The organism is Gordonia sp. p3-SID1431, from assembly GCF_025143765.1.
Classification (GTDB): domain Bacteria; phylum Actinomycetota; class Actinomycetes; order Mycobacteriales; family Mycobacteriaceae; genus Gordonia; species Gordonia hongkongensis.
Genome location: NZ_JAMBDT010000180.1, coordinates 1 through 3,431, shown reverse-complemented (window position 1 = coordinate 3,431; position 3,431 = coordinate 1). Strand labels below are relative to the sequence as shown.

Sequence of the window (3,431 nt, the reverse complement as noted above, 5' to 3'; positions counted from 1 at the left end):
AACGAGATCACTTGGTGATCTTGGTGACTCGACCCGCACCGACGGTGCGGCCACCCTCGCGGATGGCGAAACGCAGGCCCTCGTCCATGGCGACCGGCTGGATGAGCTTGACGCTCATCTCGGTGTTGTCGCCCGGCATGACCATCTCGGTGCCCTCGGGGAGGGTCACGACGCCGGTCACGTCCGTGGTACGGAAGTAGAACTGCGGACGGTAGTTGTTGAAGAACGGGGTGTGACGGCCGCCCTCGTCCTTGGACAGGATGTACGCCTGGCCCTCGAACTCGGTGTGCGGGGTCGTGGTGCCCGGCTTCACGATGACCTGACCGCGCTCGACGTCCTCACGCTTGAGGCCGCGGAGCAGCAGACCGGCGTTGTCGCCTGCCTGTGCCGAATCGAGGAGCTTGTGGAACATCTCGATACCGGTGACGGTGGTCTTGGTGCTCTTCTCGCGGATGCCGACGATCTCGACTTCCTCGTTCACGTTGACCTCGCCGCGCTCCACACGACCGGTGACCACGGTGCCGCGGCCGGTGATGGTGAAGACGTCCTCGACGGGCATGAGGAACGGCTTCTCGGTCTCGCGGACCGGGTCCGGGATCGACTCGTCGACGGCAGCCATGAGCTCTTCGACCGACTTGGTCCACTCGGGGTCACCCTCGAGGGCCTTGAGAGCCGAGACCTTGACGACCGGGGCTTCCTCGTCGAACTCCTGGGCGGCCAGCAGTTCGCGGACCTCCATCTCGACGAGCTCGATGATCTCGTCGTCGTCGACCATGTCGGCCTTGTTCAGGGCGACCAGGATGTAGGGCACACCGACCTGGCGGGCCAGCAGCACGTGCTCGCGGGTCTGCGGCATCGGGCCGTCGGTGGCGGCGACCACGAGGATCGCGCCGTCCATCTGGGCAGCACCGGTGATCATGTTCTTGATGTAGTCGGCGTGACCGGGGGCGTCGACGTGGGCGTAGTGACGCTTCTCGGTCTCGTACTCGACGTGCGAGATGTTGATCGTGATACCGCGAGCTTTTTCCTCGGGAGCCTTGTCGATCTGATCGAACGCGAAGCTCTTGTTGAGGTCCGGGTACTTGTCGTGCAGCACCTTGGTGATGGCCGCGGTCAGCGTGGTCTTGCCGTGGTCGACGTGACCGATGGTGCCGATGTTCACGTGCGGCTTGGTCCGCTCGAACTTCGCCTTCGCCACTTGATTGTCCTCCTGGACTTGTTGCTCTACTGGGCGGATCCCAGCAGGGGTTTTCTTCTTACGTTGGTGCGCAGAACTGGTCGGCGCATGTCGCTAGGACCGGGTTTACTCGCCGGTGGCCTTCGCGATGATTTCCTTCGACACGTTCGCGGGAACCTCCGCGTACGAATCGAACACCATGGAGTAGTTTGCCCGGCCCTGGGTCTTCGACCGGAGGTCTCCGATGTAGCCGAACATCTCCGACAGCGGCACCTGTGCCTTCACGACACGCGCACCACTGCGCTCCTCCATGGCCTGGATCTGGCCACGGCGGGAGTTCAGGTCGCCGATCACGTCACCCATGTAGTCCTCGGGAGTCGTGACCTCGACGGCCATCAGGGGCTCGAGGATGACCGGACCGGCCATCCGCGCAGCTTCCTTCAGGGCCTGCGAGCCGGCGATCTTGAACGCCATCTCCGAGGAGTCGACGTCGTGGTACTGACCGTCGAGCAGGGTGACCTTCAGGTTCACCAGCGGGTATCCGGCGAGGACACCGTACTGCATGGCGTCCTGGGCACCGGCGTCCACCGACGGGATGTACTCGCGCGGGACGCGGCCACCGGTGACGGCGTTGGCGAACTCGTAGGTCGCACCGTCCTCGGCGTCCACCAGGGGCTCGAGCTTGATGATGACCTTCGCGAACTGGCCCGATCCACCGGTCTGCTTCTTGTGGGTGAACTCGTGCTTCTCGACCGTCTTGCGGATGGTCTCGCGGTAGGCCACCTGCGGCTTGCCGACGTTGGCCTCGACCTTGAACTCGCGCTTCATGCGGTCGACGAGGATGTCGAGGTGGAGCTCGCCCATACCGCCGATGACGGTCTGGCCGGTCTCCTCGTCGAGCTGGACCGAGAAGGTCGGGTCCTCTTCGGCGAGCTTCTGGATCGCGGTGCCCAGCTTCTCCTGGTCGGACTTGGTCTTCGGCTCGATCGAGACGTTGATGACCGGGTCCGGGAAGCTCATGGACTCGAGCACGATCGGCGACGCCGAATCGCACAGGGTGTCACCGGTGGTGGTGTCCTTGAGACCGATCATCGCGTAGATGTGGCCCGCGGTGGCGTCCTCGACCGGGTTCTCCTTGTTGGCATGCATCTGGAAGAGCTTGCCGACGCGCTCCTTCTTGCCCTTGGTGGCGTTGAGCACCTGGGTGCCGGCGTTGATCTTGCCGGAGTACACGCGCACGAAGGTGAGCTTGCCGAAGAACGGGTGAGCCGCGATCTTGAACGCGAGAGCCGAGAACGGCTCGTCCGCGGACGGCTTGCGCGAGAGGATCTCCTCCTCGTCGCCCACGGCGTGACCCTCGACCGACGGCACGTCCAGCGGGGACGGCAGGTAGTCGATGATCGCGTCGAGCATGGGCTGCACGCCCTTGTTCTTGAACGCCGAGCCACAGATCACCGGGTAGAACTCACGGGCGATCGTGAGCTTGCGGATCGCGCCCTTGATCTCCTCGGTGGTCAGCTCTTCGCCGCCGAAGTACTTCTCGAGCAGTGCCTCGTCGGTCTCGGCGACCGTCTCGAGGAGCTTCTCGCGGCACTCCGCAGCCTGGTCGACCAGATCGGCGGGGATCTCCTCGATGGTCGGCGCAGCGCCGATCTCGACGGTTCCGCGCCAGGTGATCGCCTTCTGCTCGATGAGGTCGACGACGCCGTCGAAGTTGTCCTCGGCGCCGATCGGCAGCTGCAGGACCAGCGGCTTGGCGCCGAGGCGCTCCTCGATGGTGCGCACGGTGAAGAAGAAGTCCGCACCGAGCTTGTCCATCTTGTTGACGAAGCAGATACGCGGGACGTCGTACTTCTCCGCCTGACGCCAGACCTGCTCGGACTGCGGCTCGACGCCTTCCTTGCCGTCGAACACGGCGACCGCGCCGTCGAGCACGCGGAGGCTGCGCTCCACCTCGACGGTGAAGTCGACGTGGCCGGGGGTGTCGATGATGTTGATCTGGTTCTTGTTCCAGAAACACGTCACCGCCGCGGAGGTGATGGTGATCCCCCGCTCCTTCTCCTGCTCCATCCAGTCGGTGGTCGAGGCACCGTCGTGGGTTTCACCGATCTTGTAGTTCACACCGGTGTAGAAGAGGATTCGCTCGGTGGCGGTGGTCTTGCCGGCATCGATGTGGGCCATGATGCCGATGTTGCGAACCTTGTTCAGGTCGCTGAGCACTTCCTGTGCCACTTAATCGCCTCGCATTTTCGCT

2 protein-coding genes are annotated in these 3,431 nt (G+C 64.1%); both read right to left on the bottom strand.

Features of this window, described 5'->3' with window-relative positions:
* Positions 1-7: 7 nt before the first annotated feature.
* Positions 8-1,198, bottom strand: a complete 1,191-nt coding sequence (gene tuf, locus M4D77_RS23615) for an elongation factor Tu (protein WP_004020593.1) — start codon at positions 1,196-1,198, stop codon at positions 8-10.
* Positions 1,199-1,303: 105 nt separating this feature from the next.
* The gene (fusA, locus tag M4D77_RS23610) at positions 1,304-3,409 is read right to left on the bottom strand and encodes an elongation factor G (protein WP_078113127.1); all 2,106 of its coding nucleotides are present in this window, start codon (positions 3,407-3,409) and stop codon (positions 1,304-1,306) included.
* Between the last annotated feature and the right edge of the window lie 22 nt (positions 3,410-3,431).